At 62.4% G+C, this 15,315-nt stretch carries 11 protein-coding genes and 2 pseudogenes; 6 read left to right on the forward strand and 7 right to left on the reverse strand.

Going from position 1 to position 15,315, the window contains the following annotated elements; translation table 11 throughout:
* Positions 1-3: 3 nt before the first annotated feature.
* On the forward strand, positions 4-516 hold the full coding sequence (locus tag G7067_RS06285; protein WP_166322828.1) for a DUF3817 domain-containing protein: 513 nt from the start codon (positions 4-6) through the stop codon (positions 514-516).
* Entirely contained in the window at positions 513-2,096 is a 1,584-nt protein-coding gene (gene guaA, locus G7067_RS06290; RefSeq protein WP_166322830.1) for a glutamine-hydrolyzing GMP synthase, read from the forward strand. The genes G7067_RS06285 and guaA overlap by 4 nt, the downstream gene beginning before the upstream one ends.
* A 26-nt stretch (positions 2,097-2,122) precedes the next feature.
* Here the strand turns inward: guaA and G7067_RS06295 are convergent, their stop codons facing one another.
* From G7067_RS06295 to G7067_RS06305, 3 genes and pseudogenes are all read right to left on the reverse strand, one after another.
* The gene (locus tag G7067_RS06295) at positions 2,123-2,839 is read right to left on the reverse strand and encodes an iron chaperone (RefSeq protein ID WP_166322832.1); all 717 of its coding nucleotides are present in this window, start codon (positions 2,837-2,839) and stop codon (positions 2,123-2,125) included.
* 128 nt (positions 2,840-2,967) lie between these two features.
* A pseudogene (locus G7067_RS15190) lies at positions 2,968-3,800 on the reverse strand (Bax inhibitor-1/YccA family protein).
* Positions 3,801-3,900: 100 nt separating this feature from the next.
* Positions 3,901-4,902 (reverse strand): asparaginase domain-containing protein, encoded by a 1,002-nt coding sequence (locus G7067_RS06305; RefSeq protein WP_166322834.1) that lies wholly within the window; start codon positions 4,900-4,902, stop codon positions 3,901-3,903.
* A gap of 68 nt (positions 4,903-4,970) precedes the next feature.
* Between G7067_RS06305 and G7067_RS06310 the strand changes: the two are divergent.
* A pseudogene (locus G7067_RS06310) lies at positions 4,971-7,522 on the forward strand (ATP-dependent helicase).
* Positions 7,523-7,691: 169 nt separating this feature from the next.
* Here the strand turns inward: G7067_RS06310 and G7067_RS06315 are convergent.
* The 4 genes from G7067_RS06315 to G7067_RS06330 form a co-directional block, all read right to left on the reverse strand.
* Positions 7,692-8,123, reverse strand: coding sequence for an Hsp20/alpha crystallin family protein (locus G7067_RS06315; RefSeq protein WP_166322836.1), 432 nt, complete (start codon positions 8,121-8,123; stop codon positions 7,692-7,694).
* Positions 8,124-8,717: 594 nt separating this feature from the next.
* Positions 8,718-10,544, reverse strand: a complete 1,827-nt coding sequence (locus G7067_RS06320) for an ATP-binding cassette domain-containing protein (RefSeq protein WP_205881213.1) — start codon at positions 10,542-10,544, stop codon at positions 8,718-8,720.
* Positions 10,545-10,551: 7 nt separating this feature from the next.
* Positions 10,552-11,226 (reverse strand): FHA domain-containing protein, encoded by a 675-nt coding sequence (locus G7067_RS06325; protein ID WP_166322840.1) that lies wholly within the window; start codon positions 11,224-11,226, stop codon positions 10,552-10,554.
* Positions 11,227-11,315: 89 nt separating this feature from the next.
* Complete coding sequence (locus tag G7067_RS06330; protein ID WP_166325863.1) at positions 11,316-12,368, reverse strand: IS630 family transposase; 1,053 nt, start codon at positions 12,366-12,368, stop codon at positions 11,316-11,318.
* Positions 12,369-12,727: 359 nt separating this feature from the next.
* Here G7067_RS06330 and arsB point away from each other — a divergent pair, with 359 nt between their 5' ends.
* From arsB to G7067_RS06345, 3 genes are read left to right on the forward strand one after another with little or no spacing between them, the layout of a single operon-like run.
* On the forward strand, positions 12,728-13,843 hold the full coding sequence (gene arsB / locus G7067_RS06335) for an ACR3 family arsenite efflux transporter (RefSeq protein WP_166322842.1): 1,116 nt from the start codon (positions 12,728-12,730) through the stop codon (positions 13,841-13,843).
* A complete protein-coding gene (locus tag G7067_RS06340) occupies positions 13,840-14,856 on the forward strand; it encodes a metalloregulator ArsR/SmtB family transcription factor (protein ID WP_166322844.1) in 1,017 nt (338 codons plus the stop codon). Before arsB ends, G7067_RS06340 begins: the two co-directional genes overlap by 4 nt.
* On the forward strand, positions 14,853-15,254 hold the full coding sequence (locus G7067_RS06345; protein WP_166322846.1) for an arsenate reductase ArsC: 402 nt from the start codon (positions 14,853-14,855) through the stop codon (positions 15,252-15,254). The genes G7067_RS06340 and G7067_RS06345 overlap by 4 nt, the downstream gene beginning before the upstream one ends.
* Positions 15,255-15,315 lie beyond the last annotated feature (61 nt).

Here is a 15,315-nt window from a genome sequence, read left to right on the forward strand (position 1 = left end):
GCCATGCAATTGCAGCCGAAACCAGCCGACTATCCGCGAATCCGCAAGGCGGTCAGCGTGTACAAGGTGACCTCGGTCATCACCGGCGTGATGCTCCTGCTGCTGTGCGCCGTGATGGTCATGAAGTACGTCTTCCATGTACAGCTGTTTTTGTTCGGGCCCGACGGATTCGCTCGGTTTGAGCCCATCGCACCCGAGGGGATCGACGCCGACTTTCAGCCGGGCGGTTTTGACCTGTTCAAGGCGATCCTGATCGCACACGGCTGGTTCTACGTTGTGTACCTGGTGTCCGACTTTATGCTGTGGAGTCCGATGCGCTGGGGGTTCATGCGGTTCCTGTTGATCGCCCTGGGCGGCGTGATCCCGTTCATGTCATTCATCCTTGAAGCGCGCGTCGTGCGCGAGGTCAACGCGTTCCTCGCCGCGCGCGAAGCGGAGCAAACTGGCGGCTCCCCAGAAGTTTCCCAACCACCCACTGCGGCATCGACCGCTCACAGTCCGGAAGGCCGTTCATGACCTCATCCGCCCACACCGCGCACCGCCCGGTGCTCGTCGTTGACTTCGGTGCACAGTACGCGCAGCTGATTGCGCGCCGTGTGCGCGAGGCCGGCGTGTACTCGGAGCTTGTGCCCCACACAATCACGGCCGAGGAAGTGCGCGCGAAGCAGCCGCTCGGCATCGTGCTCTCAGGCGGACCGTCCTCGGTATATGCGGACGGGGCACCGCAGTTTGACGACACGATTTTTGAGCTGGGGATCCCGACTCTCGGGATCTGCTACGGCTTCCAGGTGATGGCCAGAGCGCTGGGCGGAGTTGTCGGAAACACTGGTGACCGTGAATACGGGGCGACCGATGCGTCCGTGCTCGGTGGCGGCGGCGCGATTCTGGGCGATCAACCCGAGACGCAGAACGTCTGGATGAGCCATGGCGATGCCGTGCAGCAGGCCCCCGAGGGGTTTGAGGTGCTTGCAAAGACCGCCGTCACACCGGTGGCAGCGTTTGGCAGCGCCGAGAAGCGGATGTACGGCGTGCAATGGCACCCCGAGGTGAAGCATTCGGATCACGGCCAGAAGCTGCTCGAAAACTTCCTGCACCATGTCGCGGGCATCGCGAACGATTGGAACGCGGGCAATGTGATCGCGGAGCAGATCGCCCGGATCCGGGAGCAGGTGGGTTCCGCGCGCGTGATCTCTGCGCTGTCGGGGGGCGTTGATTCCGCGGTGTCCACGGCGCTTGTGCACCGTGCCATCGGCGATCAGTTGACCGCCGTGTTTGTGGATCACGGGCTTCTCCGCAAGGGCGAGCGCGAGCAGGTCGAGAAGGACTACGTCGAGTCGACCGGTGTGCGGCTGATTACCGTCGAGGCCGCTGATACCTTCCTCGGGCATCTCGAAGGGGTCACCGATCCCGAGCAGAAGCGCAAGATCATCGGTCGTGAGTTTATTCGCGCGTTTGAGCAGGTACAGCGAGATCTCGTCAGCGAGGCTGCGGCGTCGGGCGAGAAGGTGAAGTTTTTGGTGCAGGGCACGCTCTACCCCGATGTGGTTGAGTCGGGTGGCGGATCCGGCACCGCAAACATTAAGTCTCACCACAACGTCGGTGGCTTGCCCGATGACCTCGACTTCGAACTCATCGAGCCGCTGCGGACGCTGTTCAAGGATGAGGTGCGTGCGATCGGTCGCGAGCTCGGGATCCCCGAGGCGATCGTTGGTCGGCAGCCCTTCCCTGGCCCCGGGCTCGGGATCCGGATCGTGGGCGAGGTCACGCGTGATCGCCTTGAGACGCTGCGCGAGGCGGACGCCATTGCGCGCGCCGAGCTGACGGCTGCGGGCCTTGACGCGGAGATCTGGCAGTGCCCGGTCGTGCTGCTCGCTGACGTTCGTTCCGTGGGGGTGCAGGGTGACGGGCGTACGTATGGCCACCCGATTGTGCTGCGCCCGGTGTCGTCGGAGGATGCGATGACCGCCGACTGGACGCGCGTGCCCTACGAGGTACTGGCGCGCATTTCAAATGCGATTACGAATCAGGTGCCCGAGGTGAATCGTGTCGTGCTCGACGTCACCTCCAAACCCCCGGGAACGATCGAGTGGGAGTAGCTAAAGGCGCCCATTTCTGGGCGTTTTTAGCTCACTCCGAGACCGTCTCGGTCTCGTCCCTGCACCCCGCCGAATGAGCGAGCCGCAGGCTCGACGGCGAAACGAAGGCTCGGCGTGCAACAAGAGTCTGGCGGCTGCACCAACCGGAGTAGCATGGAAACCATGAGTGAGAAGAAGAACCCGGCGTTTGGGGTGTCAGCGGCCTGGATCAGTGCCGGCATCGTTCTCGGCGGGGCATCGGCGGAATGATCGGTGCGACCGGCAACGCGATTGGCGCGGGCATCGGCGTGGGCCTCGCGATCGGGGCGATCATCGGATTCGTGATGGGCATGCCCAAGGGGGATCCCGAGGCCGAGACTAAACTCGACTCTCAACCTGATCCCGAGTAACGAGCGCCTACCCGTCGATCTGTGCGACCCGGCGCTCGAGGAATTGGTCGAGCAGTTCCGTGGGAAGACGCTGCCCCGGCTTGAGGTGGATTGACCCTTGGTGCTGTCGAGTCCGGCCTCTGCGACGGCGTCAGCCAGTGTCCCCAGATTGCCGAAGGGATACACCCCAATGTGCTTCCGCGTGTTCATGACCGCGATGAGGCCTTTGCCCTTGTACATGAGGCACGGCATGGCATAGCTGAGGCCCTCTTCGGCCTCGGGCACGACCTCGCGTGCACGCGTGTAGATCTCAAGGATCCGCTCGCGCTCCGCCTCCGGGAGCGTGGCGAGGTAGTCGCTAACTTGAGTGCTCATAGCCCCATTGTCACATGCGCAACAACAGTTCAGCCGGTACTCACTCGTCAGCCGGTTAAAATCCCTTGATTTCAACCGGCTGAACGGTGAGCACCGGCTGAGGTGCTGTGACTGTTCAGCTAGTGCGCTTAGTCGCCGCGCAGGATCGCGAGGATCCGCAGGATCTCGACGTAGAGCCAGATCAGGGTGACCATGAGGCCGAAGGCCGCGGACCACGCCCACTTTTCGGGGACGCGGTTCTTCACGCCGTTCTGGATCAGCTCGAAGTCCATCACGAGCGAGTACGAAGCGAGCAGGATCGCAAGCGCACCGATTCCAAGTCCCAGCGGGATGCCGAAGATCGTCGCGCCACGCATGCCCCAGGGGTCGGAATTGAGCCCCGTCAGCATCATGACGAGGTTCACGAGGGAGAAGCCTGCGTAACTGATGATCGCGACCATGAAAATCTTGTTCATACGGGGCTGGTGCGTACCTTGCCGCTGCGGAAGAGCAGCAGTACGGCTGCAAACACCACCAGCGTGCCGATGACGGCCTGGGAGACGATCCCGGACCAGCGGGCCTCGAAGACGCCCGAGATGCCACCGAGGAATACTCCCTGGAAGACGGCGTAGGCCACGATCAACGGAACGCTCGGTTCCTTCTTGAACGCGTTGACGAGGCCCAGCACCAGGCCGATGATCGCTGCGGGGAGCGCGAGAATCGGCATAAACCAGCCGACGGCACCAAAGGCGAGGACGATGAGGAACAGCATCACCGTCTTCGAGATGGTGTTTTCGTACGTCATCGGCTTGTCTGATGGCACGATGACCGGCGGCTGCTGCGAGGCCTCTGGGGTTGCGGGAACGTCAACTCCGGGCCGCTGCATCTGAGCCGCGGGCTGATCGTAGATGCGGCGCAGCTCATCGGCGGTCAAGGTCTTACCGTTGAGAGCCGGGTTGTTGCTAAGAGCCGGGTTGCTCATGCGTCTGTTTCCTTTCCAGGCGTATGTGTTGTGTCAAGCCTAGCGGGGTGCAGCCGGGCAGCGGCTGTGGATTCAATGGGTTTCGGGGCCTAGCGGTCAGCTAGCGTCCGACGCACTCTCCCACGAGGTTTCGCGACACGAGAGACGCGAGCTCCTCGCCCGCGAAGCCCGCGTCAATGAGGTAGCTCAGCTTCGCGGTGGCTGCCTCGATCGTAAGGTCGCTGCCGTCGATGACCCCGGCCGCGGCGAGTTCGTGCCCGACGGCGTAGCGTTGAAGGTCGACGCCGCCGGTGTCGCACTGTGTGATTGCCACGACGGGGATCTCGGCGCAGATTTCACGGAGTGCTCCGAGCATTCCGGGCCGACTCATGGGGGCATTGCCGCTGCCGTAGCACTCCAGCACGAGACCATCGGGGGCGCCCGCGACCGCTCCACGAAGGTCGGCGGCGGTGACGGCAGGCACAAAGCGGAAGGAGATCACGCGCGCCGAATCCCGGGATTCCCGCACGGCTGGCATCGTCGGGAGCCCCAGCGGCTCGGCCGCGAGAGAAAGCTCCGCCCGAAACGCGCCGAGGGACACACTGCTGTGCTTCTCGGCGCGCACCGCGGGCAGGATCGATCCGCCGAACACGATCGAAACGGGGGATCCGGGAGCCGCCCGCACGGCTGTGCGCAGAGCGAGCGTCAAGTTTGCGATGACGTCGGATCCCGGGGCGCCGTGCGGGAGCTGACTGCCGGTGATGACCACGGGCACGCCAAGGTCTGCGAGCTCGAACGCGAGCCGCGCCGCTGTGAATGCGAGGGTGTCGGTGCCGTGGGTGATGACAACGCCGCGCGGGCGCTGCGTGCGGGCTCTCGCGCGCACCGCCCGGGCGATGCGCGGCGCGGTCGAAGCGTCAGCGTTTGAGCTGTCGATCGAGGGGAGGAGATGGTTGATCCGCCAGTCGATGCCGAGCGGCGTCGCGATGCCGCTGACCAGCTGTTCGAGTGCTTCGGGGAAGTCGGGATCCGGCGCGAGCCCTTTCTCCGTCTCACGCATGCCAATGGTGCCACCTGTCGCAAACACCAGTACGGTGGGGCGCGAAGTCGAAGATCCTGCCATCCTCCCATTCTCTCTGAAGGAGCAGCTGGGACGCGAATGTCAGACGTGCAACCTAGACTGGTGACACGATGAGTGACTTTGAACTTCTTGACCCGTCTGGGCTTCCCTACAGTCAGGCCCCGGAGGAGGCCGACGTGGATCCGCTGCTTGACGGGCTGAATCCCGCGCAGGCGCGTGCGGTCGTCGCTCGGGGTCCAGCGCTGCTTATTGTCGCTGGTGCAGGATCCGGCAAGACACGCGTGCTGACCCACCGGATCGCGCACCTGATTCGGAACCGCGAGGCATGGCCGAGTCAGATCCTCGCGATCACCTTCACCAATAAGGCCGCGTCTGAGATGAGGGAGCGCATCGATGGTCTCCTCGGCTCGGGTGCCGAGGGTATGTGGGTCTCCACCTTCCACTCGGCCTGCGTCAGGATCCTGCGCCGCGAGGCGGAGCGCTTTGGTTACGTCTCCGGGTTCACCATCTACGACTCCGCTGATTCGCGCGCGCTACTCAAGCGCATCATCAAGGAACTGGACGCGGACACCTACGGGTTCACACCCGCGAATTCGGGATCGAAGATCTCGCGTCTGAAGAACGAACTCACCGACGCCGACGGATACGCGGCGACGATGAACGCGAGCGACCCGCGTGACCGCCTCTTCGTTGAGATCTTCAAGATGTATGAGCAGGAACTGCGCCGCGCAAACGCGTTCGACTTCGATGACCTGATCGGGCAGACCGTACACCTCTTCCGCGCGCATCCCGAGGTGGCGGCCGTCTATCAGCGCCGCTTCCGGCACATCCTGGTCGACGAGTATCAGGACACGAACCACGCGCAGTATTCGCTGATTCGCGAGCTCACCCGCCCGGTTGAGCCAGAGGAAGTGGAGCGACTGGTGCCGCCCATCCGCGCGGCCGAACTCGACGGCTCGGGCAAGATCCCGGGTGCCAGCCTCACCGTTGTCGGTGATTCGGACCAGTCGATTTATGCGTTCCGCGGCGCGGACATTCGCAACATCGTGGAGTTCGAGCGAGACTTCCGTGGCGCAGAGGTCGTGAAGCTTGAACAGAACTACCGCTCGACCCAAAACATCCTGAGCGCGGCGAACGCGGTAATCGGCAACAACTTTGACCGCCAGGAGAAGAATCTCTGGACGGCGGAGGGGGACGGCGAGCGCATCGTCGGCTTCACCGGCTACTCGCAGCACGACGAGGCGCGATTTGTGGCCGAAGAGATCGAGGATCTGCACCGTGGCGGCCTCGCCTACGGTGACGTTGCCGTGTTTTACCGCACGAACTCGCAGACGCGTGCGCTTGAGGAATTGCTCATCCGTTCCGCGATTCCGTATCGGGTGCTCGGCGGCACCAAGTTCTATGAGCGAGCTGAGATCAAGGACGCGATGGCGTACCTTACGAGCATCGCGAACCCCTACGATCCGATCGCGTGGTCGCGCCTCTTGGGCGCCCCGAAGCGTGGCATCGGGCCGATGGCTGAGGCGCACCTCGCGAACTTTCAAGAGGAACACGGGCTCACCTTCCACGAGGCCATGCTGCGCGCGGGGGAGCTCTCCTTCGGTCCGAAAGTACTGAACGCCATTGTTAGCCTCGCGGAGATGCTGACGCGCGCCTCCGCGATGGCTGCGGGGAATCCGGAGTTGGAACAGGCACCCGCGCCAGTGGGGGATCTCCTGAAGCTCATTCTTGATGAAACCGAAATGATTGAGAAGCTGCGCCAGAAGCGCGATCCGCAAGATGATGCGCGCGCGGAGAACCTTGAAGAGCTCGTTGCTGTTGCGCGCGAGTTTGATGCGAAGCAGCCGGGGGCGGGGCTTCTCGCCTTCCTCACCGAGGTCAGCCTGGTCGCCGCGGCCGATGACCTCGACGATTCGAGCGGCACCGTGTCTCTGATGACGATGCACACCGCGAAGGGCCTCGAATTCAAGGCCGTGTTCATCACGGGCGTTGAAGAGGGGCTTTTGCCGCATCAGATGTCCGTTGACGAGGTGGGTGGTGTCAATGAAGAGCGGCGGCTCATGTATGTCGGCATTACGCGTGCGCGCGAGCGGCTGTATTTGACGCTCGCGAGCACTCGCGCCGTGTTTGGTGACGTCTCTGTGGCGATGCCGTCGCGGTTCCTGCAGGAGATCCCGAGGGGCTGATCGATTGGCGGCAGTCGCCGGGCGAGGTCACCGGGCGCGGCGGCACCGAGTCCCGCGCGCTCAACGCAAACCGGGGCAGCGGGGGTGCGGTGCGCACCCGGCGGCCCGTTGACTCGAATGTGACCTTCGGATCATCCGGTGGTTCCGGGGGCTACTCCAGCGGTTCTGCCGCGGTGAGTGAACCGGCCAGCGGCAACATGCAATCGGCGCTTGATAAGTGGCGGGAGCGCAAGAAGGCTGCCAAACAGGCGCAGGCCGCGGGAGGCGGATTCCCGAACACGATCATGGGTTCGGTGCGAGACAACGGTGACCTTGAACTGAACCCGGGGGATCGGATCCGTCACGACGAGTACGGTGAGGGTCGCGTGAGCGCGATCACGGGTGTCGGATCGAAGCGCATCGCTCACGCGGTGTTTGACGCGGTCGGCGAGCGTAAGCTTCTCGTGAAGCTTGCCCCGATCGAGAAGCTTGACTGAGGAGTCGCGCGACCGGGTGTCCGCCGTCGGGATTGTGTGAGGCGCGGTGCCCACGCGAGTTCTCTTCGGTGTTGCGGGAGGTGCGTGTGGCGTTCGGACTGGCTGTCCGAACCCCACACGCATTGGAGCTGAACTGCCCCTCAGTTGGGTGCCGCAGGGAAAGCTGTCTCTATGCGTCAGCGGTGATCTCGACGGGTGTCCGTCCTCCGTGGGAAACCTCGATGCGACGTGGCTTGGCTTCTTCTGCGACCGGAATTGTTAGCGTGAGGACGCCGTCGGTGTAGGCCGCATTGATTGACTCAAGGGCGAGTCCTCGGCCCACCGTCAGTTGACGGGCGTAGGTTCCGGTCGGGCGCTCCTTGGCGAGCCACTGAATGTCTTCGCCGTCGGGCAGCGCGCGCTCGGCACGGATCGTCAGCGTACGGTCTTCGACATTGACGTCGATCGAATCAGGGTTGACGCCAGGAACATCCAAGCTCAGTACGTAGTGGTCACCCGAGCGGTAGAGGTCCATCGGCATCTGGGCGCCAGCTCGCTCAGGGCTGAGCATTTGGCCCATCAGGTGGTCAAGTTCACGGAAAGGATCGTAGTTGCGTGCCATCTTTCTACTCCTTCGAGTATCTGGGGCCGACCATCACGGCCCGGTAATTCATTTTTAGCACTCTCGGGGGTAGAGTGCCAATGAAAGTTGAGTCGGGTTCGCTCAAGGCGAAGGGGGCGCTTGTTCTGTTTGCTTGGTGGGCGTGCTCTGGGGTGTCGCGGCGTTTGGCGACTATGCCCGGCGCTGCTGTTCGCGCGGGAGTGGTCTACGTGGGATCGGAAGCATGGGGTGGCGGATTCCAGGGGCTGTGCCGCCGATGGGCTCGGTCTGTGCCCAAAACTAGTGGTATGTCTCAGAAATAGCTTCCCAGTGATGCCACATCGCCCACGCATCACGCGACGTCGCGTGGCTTACGAACTTGCGTGGCGACAGGGTCAATGACCGCACCGCCCGAGAACTGGCGCATATCGACAATTTGGTGCATGGACGCTCAACCTGCGCCAGGTCGAGGCCGCACTGCGTGCAGGTTTCAACTGGCAGACCATCGCCGATCCCCACGCCTCATGATTCAACTCGTCGAAGTTGACCTCTCCCGGCCGCTTACGGCACGCAACTGACCAGAACCTTGCGCAATAAGTGATCCCGCGCTGTCAACTACCGTGATCGAGCGAAGACCCAGGTCGCGCAGCTCATCAGGGCCGCCATCACCGTCAGAATCGCAGCTGAAAATCCCCAACGCAGCAGACTCGGATTCCACGCGGGGTCAGGATCGACACCGGACCCTTGTAATGCCATCCGCTCAGACTCATCGGCGAGCTCGAGCAAATGATGCAGATCTATGCTGATCGCGCCCAGCGAAAATGACCAACGCGCCGGCATCCCACTCGCGACCCAGTTCAGCGCTGCGTTGTCAACAAGTGGAATCAGGCCCCCATTCAGGACCATCTGCAGCATCAACACGACGACCAGAACTGGCATCACCTGGTTCTGCGAAGTCACGAGGGAAGAAAGGAGGAGCCCGAGAAAGACGCCACCCCAGACCGTGGCGGTGACTGCAATACCCAGCTCAAGGTATGCACCTAGCCCGAGCACGCCGTCGCCGCTCGGGCCTTGTTTTACCGTCGTTGCAATCATGACAATGATCACCGCACCCGCGGCGCCCAACGCGCCAAAAACGAGAATCTTGGCTGCGAGATACGCCGAAGTGCTGAGACCCATCGCTCGCTCCCGGCGGTAGATGTGACGTTCCCCGATGAGCTCGCGAATGGTCATGGATATTCCCATGAAGATTGACCCGATAGTGAGGAGGGTGAGAATCATCTGCGGTTCTTGCGAGTACTTGGCTTGTGTCACCTGCGTGAGGCCAGAATTACCCGGCACGACGATTGGCAATAGCCCCACCACAAACGGAAGCGCGAGCAGAAACAGCGTGTACCCGCGATCAGCGAGCATCAGCGCCAGCTGTCGCTGCACCAGCGTAAAGAACTGTCGGACGCGGGGAATCTTTGTAGGCGCTTCGTGTGGCTTTGGTGGGCGTTCAGTGATTGGCTCGGTCGCAAGAAGGAACGCCTCCAGAGACTGTTGCCAGTGCCCAGCTGATTCGCGTGGATTGATCTTGAGCTGCTCAAAAATCTCGGACCAGTCTTCTGTGCCGAAATAGCGCCACGCTTCGGGTTCGTTCCCAATAAAGGCGATTTCACCGCCCGGGGCCAGCACAACTACTTGGTCGCAGATATCAAGGCACGCGACGGAGTGTGTCACAGCGAGAACGGTGCGTCCCCCGTCAGCGAGCGCACGAAACTGCTCCATCAGTCTCCTGTCGAGCGCTGGATCAAGCCCAGAAGTTGGCTCGTCGAGCACCAGGAACTTCGGCTCGGTAAGTAGCTCCAGTGCGATCGAGGCTCTTTTGCGTTGCCCGCCAGAAAGCCGAGCAACTCGAGTCCTTTGATGTGGTGCGAGATCAAGCTCCGCCAAGACTTGCTGCACTCGGGCCTCGCGTTGTCGCGCGTTCATCTCGGTGCTCAGTCGAAGTTTTGCGGCGTAGCGCAAAGCGCGCACGAGGGTGAGCTGGGAATGAATGACATCTTCCTGCGGCACCATCCCCAGCAGCGTCTTCACTTGGTCGTAATAACGATGAACGTTGATACCGGAGAGGGTGACTGTGCCGCGACTTGGCTCCATAAGCCCAGAGATTGTGCGAACGAAGGTCGATTTTCCTGCTCCAGAAGGCCCAACAACAGCCGTGAGCGTGCCGTTCCATGCGGATACCGAGACGCCATGCAGAAGTCTCTTTTTGTTCGCCACGGTCGCATCAACATCGCACACCCGTAAGCCATCTTCCTGAACGGGGAGTCGCGGTGGAGGCCCAATCGGGATCGATGGTGAGGCAGCCTTGGCGGGCCTGTCTAGGGCGATGGGGTGGGGGATATGGATGATGGGCGGCGGGCCGATTCGCCGCAGCACGGTTGCGAGGGGATCCACGGCGGTGTCAGGCTTCAAAGAACTGTATGGGGTGCCCTGCAAGTAGGAACCGATGTGGTAGGAGATACTCGATCCCGGGATGAGCAGGAAAGAAGTTCTCGCCAGAAGCAAGCAGGGTCCCGTTGCCAGAATGAAGGTCAGTGATCCGCCAGCCGTCGTGCGCCCGCACAAGGAGCGCATGAGAGGACGAAAGGTGTTTGGTGGGATCCTCAAGCTTCACCAGTTGCGCGCCGGGAGAGTTGAGATCCGCGGGCCTGCGCCCAATGACCACGCGCTCCGAGATGATATCGACGGTTGTTCCGTCGGGGAGTGCTAGTCGCGGTGGCTTCCTCGTTTCTCTGGATGACGGAACGCGAACGGCCTCCGAGGTATTCTTCTGTGTCGGCGGAGTTGTTTGTGGTGTCGTCGCTAACGCGGAGAGGTGCGTGACTTCGGCGTCGTATCTGACCGCGGCCGCGGGCAGCGGATCCCCGGACTTTAGGAGCCGCTCACGCTGCTGGAGATACTGCGCATATACGGCACGCCGAAGCGCATCGTCACCGTTCTCCCAGAGCCACTGGCGCAACGCCTCATCAATCTCTGGATGGACCGCGACCTCAACTCGTCGATGTGGCTGAGAGACCAGAATCTCGCGGAGCTGGATCGGTGTCAATGAAGCTTCGAGTCGGTCGGAAGCAAGCATGTCCTGTCCCCTTGTAGATCTAGCTGCAACTGCGGCTTTCCCCCTCATTCTATCTTTCTCGTCCCAAGTGATTGCATCGGCGATGTGCTCTAGTAGTGTGTCTCAGTTTTGTTTTGCTTGTTGAGGGCGACCCCGCCTCGCGCGACTTTCGCGAGGATTGAATCAGCGGTCGGGGTCCAGACGAACGGCTTCGGGTGTTCATTGTTATGGCGAATGTAGTCCTCGATTTTCTCGACAAGGTCCGGTGCTGAGCGAAACACTCCCCGGCGTAGCGTCCGTTCGCTCAGATCGCGAAACCAGCGCTCGATCAGGTTCAGCCACGATGACGACATGGGCGTGAAGTGGAAAAGGAATCGCGGATGCTTCTCGAGCCACTTCTGAACGTTCGCGTGCTTGTGAGTGGCATAGTTGTCAACAATCAGATGCACTTCGAGACCAGCTGGCACTTCCTTTTCGATGGTGTTCAAAAACGCCAGGAACTCGTCGTGTCGATGCTTCGGCACACACGAACCGATCACCTTTCCAGTAGCGACTTCGAGCGCTGCAAAGAGAGTGGTCGTGCCGTTGCGTTTGTAGTCGTGCGTACAGGTGCTGGCACGCCCCTTGGTGAGTGGCAGTGAGGGCTGTGGCCGATCCAACGCCTGGATCGAGGTCTTCTCGTCAACACACAGCACGATCGCGTTCTCGGGTGGGCTGAGATACAAGCCGCACACGTCGATGAGTTTCTCCTCAAATTTGGGGTCCGTGGATACCTTGAATGTTTTCACCAGGTGCGGTTTCAGTCCGCGAGCAGCCCAGATGCGTTGCATTTGAGTGGGAGACACCCCAACGCGTGCTGCCATCGATCGGACTGACCAGTGCGTCGCGTTCTCCGGCTTAGAATGCTCGGTCAGTTCAACGATTTCTTGGATCTTCTCGTCCGAGATCACGGGCTTGCGTCCGCGCCCCTGGCGGATGGTTTCGATTCCGTTCAGGCCGTCTTCAAGGAAACGGGACCGCCAGTCCCGTACCGTGTTCGTGTTTACTCCTACCTCGCGAGAGATGCGGGCATGAGAGGTGCCGTTAGCAGCTCGCAACAGCACGGTAGCGCGTTGTACCGCGCGATGAGAGCCAATCTTTGACTTTGCGACCCGTTCAAGAATGAGGCGCTGTTCAGGGGTGCGAAGGCTAGCGGGAGGCTGGTTTTCGAGACATGCTCCATTCTGTCAAAAATAGACACGTTATTTTGGAGATACGCCACTAGAAACGGGCTCATCGGCAGGTGTGCACCATAGGAAAACCGACTTCGGAAGCAGTCACCGACACCACCAGCATGCACCCCCAGGCCAGCGCGAATCAAGGGGGAGGTGTCGAACGGTTCCCAAGAACAATTCTCGGTCGTCACAGGCGACGGGCGTAGCCCGGGTGGACAGCTAGAAACGAGGAGTGTTCCCCAAACGCACGAACCCGCAACCCCCACCGTTCATTTGACCCTTGTATTGACAGCTGTCAACATAGACGCATGTCTAAACAAGTCTCCGTTGCAGCCGCCTCGGAACAAAAGAAGCCGACAGCGCCACCGCACCTCTCCACACTCGACAAGTGGCTGCCGCTGTGGATTGGCCTCGCGATGCTCGCGGGTATCGCCCTCGGGCGCTTCGTGCCTGCGCTTGCGGACGCCCTCGCACATCTAGAGATCGCGGGAGTCTCGGTGCCGATCGGTCTCGGCCTCCTCGTCATGATGTATCCGGTGCTCGCGAAGGTGCGCTACGACAGGATCGCTGCGGTCACGGGTGACAAGCGACTGCTGCTGTCCTCCCTGCTGCTGAACTGGATCATTGGCCCCGCCGTCATGTTTGCGCTCGCGTGGCTGCTGCTGCCCGATCTGCCCGAGTACCGCACCGGGCTGATCATCGTGGGGCTCGCGCGCTGCATCGCAATGGTCGTGATCTGGAACGATCTCGCCTGCGGCGACCGCGAGGCGACGGCGGTGCTCGTCGCGATCAACTCGGTGTTCCAGGTGTTCGCGTTCTCACTGCTGGGCTGGTTCTATCTGACGGTGCTGCCCGGCTGGTTAGGGCTCGATACGCAGGGTCTTGAAGTGTCGGTGTGGCAGATCGCCATGAACGTGCTGGTGTTCTTGGGGGTGCCACTCATCGCGGGGTTCGCATCGCGGTGGATCGGCGAGCGGCGGAAGGGCCGCGAATGGTACGAAGAGAAATTTGTGCCGCGGATCGGGCCGTGGGCGCTCTACGGACTCCTCTTCACGATCGTGCTGTTGTTCGCCCTTCAGGGTAACGCGATCACCCGCAGCCCGTGGGACGTCGCCCGCATCGCCCTGCCGCTGCTCGCCTACTTCGCACTGATGTGGTGTGCGGGCCTCGCCGCGGGGCGGGCGCTCGGGCTCGGGTATGCGCGATCCACCACGCTCGCCTTCACCGCCGCCGGCAACAATTTTGAGCTCGCCATCGCGGTCGCGATCGGCACCTTCGGTGCGGCCTCCGGTCAGGCGCTCGCTGGCGTCGTCGGTCCGCTGATCGAGGTGCCGGTGCTGGTGGGTCTCGTATACGTCTCGCTGTGGGCCGCAAGAGCGTGGTTCCACGTTGACCCCTACGCAGTTCAGGAGCAGAACGCATGACCACTCCAAGCCCACAGACCCCGCTTGCGGCTCGGGCCATTAGCCCAAAGATTGCGACATCGCTCGCCGACACCCTGAAGGCCCTCGCCGATCCGCTGCGCCTGCGGCTCGTCTCCGCGATCGCTGCCACTTCCAATGGCGATTGCTGTGTGTGTGACCTTACGGCTATCGCCGATGTCTCCCAGCCGACCGTGTCACACCATCTCAAGAAGCTGAAGGATGCCGAGCTGTTGACGTCTGAGCGTCGGGGTACCTGGGTGCACTACCAGATCGCGCCGGCGCGCCGGGCGGAGGTGATGGCGCTACTGAGCGCGGTGACCCCGCTCGAGGAAGCTGTAGACGCCGAGAATGAGACCGCGCGCGTCGAGGCGCTGCGCACCATGGATGCGCGGGTGACGCGCCTCGCCGAGCAACTCGCGGCAGAACTCAGTGATCTGCACCCCGATGTCATTATGACGATCGTGCGTGAGTCATATGCCGGCCTCGCGCGCACCGCGACGGTGACGCAGCATCTGATTCCGCTGACCGAGCGTTTCGCGCGGCAGCGCCTCGCTGATTTGGTGCGGGATCGCGCGGTTGCGCCCCCGCAGGTGCTGTTTGTGTGCGTCGGTAACTCCGGGCGATCACAGCTCGCTGCCGCGCTGACGAACCAGCTGTCGGGCGGCCGGGTGATTGCGCGATCCGCCGGATCACGGCCCGCCGCGAGTATCGATCCGGATGTGCGGGTGCTGCTTCAGGATATCGCGGGTGATGACGTTGACGCCCTGTACCCGAAGCCGCTCACCGACGACGCCGTGCGTGCCGCCGATGTGGTCGTGACGATGGGCTGCGGAGATGTGTGCCCGGTGATTCCCGGGGTCAACTATGAGGATTGGGCGGTCGGAGATCCCGCGCTTGCGTCGCCCGAGGGCACCGCGGCCATTCGCGACGACATTGCCGCCCACGTGCGCACCTTGCTCGACACGCTGCTCGTGCCGCAGGCTACTGAAATAACAGGAAAGGTACCTTCATGACCGACGCAACCCCCACGGTGCTCTTCGTGTGCGTACACAATGCGGGCCGTTCGCAAATGGCGGCCGGGTTCCTGCGCGAGCTGGGAGCCGGACGCATTGAGGTGCGCTCGGCGGGGTCGATGCCCGCGGATCAGCTCAACCCGGTCGCGATTGAGGCGATGGCTGAGGTGGGCATCGACATCGCAACCGAGGCCCCGAAAGTGCTCACACCCGAGGCAGTGCAGGAGTCAGACGTGGTGATCACCATGGGCTGCGGCGATGCGTGCCCGTTCTTCCCGGGCAAACGCTACGAAGACTGGAAACTCAACGACCCGGCGGGGCAGGGGATCGAGGCGGTGCGGGTGATCCGCGACGAGATTCGGGATCGCGTGCGGTCGTTGATCGCAGAGCTCGTGTAGCGGCACCCGGACAGCTGTATCGATGGGTGTCGATGTCTTGGTGAAGCTCGTGATAACCTTA

The organism is Leucobacter insecticola (genome assembly GCF_011382965.1).
Taxonomy (GTDB): domain Bacteria; phylum Actinomycetota; class Actinomycetes; order Actinomycetales; family Microbacteriaceae; genus Leucobacter; species Leucobacter insecticola.